General features: G+C 38.2%; 1 pseudogene. It reads right to left on the reverse strand.

Going from position 1 to position 625, the window contains the following annotated elements:
- A pseudogene (gene tet(O) / locus ACTNBR_RS16505) lies at positions 1-625 on the reverse strand (tetracycline resistance ribosomal protection protein Tet(O)); the annotation flags it as partial.

Below are 625 nucleotides of genomic sequence, written 5' to 3' on the forward strand. Positions count from 1 at the left end.
ATATTCTGCTTTTCTAAGCGGTCTTTCCATATATATAACAGTAGGCTCTTTTATTTCTGCCTCCACATGATATTTTTCCTCAAGGATGGCACAAATGACTTCCATCTGCACTTTCCCCAAAAAAGAAAGTATAATCTCATGCGTTGTAGTATCCACATAATATTTTAAAAGAGGGTCGCCATCTGAAATTTCTGTAAGTGCCCCAAGCAATATTTCCCGCTGTTCAGATTTCTTTGCTGCAATCGTTGTTTGGAGCATAGGGAGAGGATTTTCAATAAATGTTCTCTGCGGCAACAGCATTTCGTTCCCCAAAATACTGTTTAGCTGCAAAACATCATTTGGTAAAATTACAATATCACCAGAGCAGGCTGTATCGGATGAACATAATTCACCGTTTGTCGGAACACACATCTCTGTGATTTTTATTTTCTCTTTTTCAGATATTCTAATAACATCCCTCAAATGCAATGTTCCGCTATATATACGCACGTAAACAAAACGCCGCCGTTTCTCCGAATATTCAATCTTAAAAACCTGCCCGCATAGTTCAGATTGACCTTCAGGCGTTGATGAATAAAATTTACTGGCAATTACTTCTATAAGCTGCCGAATCCCCAGATTGTTT

It is taken from the genome of Bariatricus sp. HCP28S3_F11, assembly GCF_052065395.1.
Taxonomy (GTDB): domain Bacteria; phylum Bacillota; class Clostridia; order Lachnospirales; family Lachnospiraceae; genus Allocoprococcus.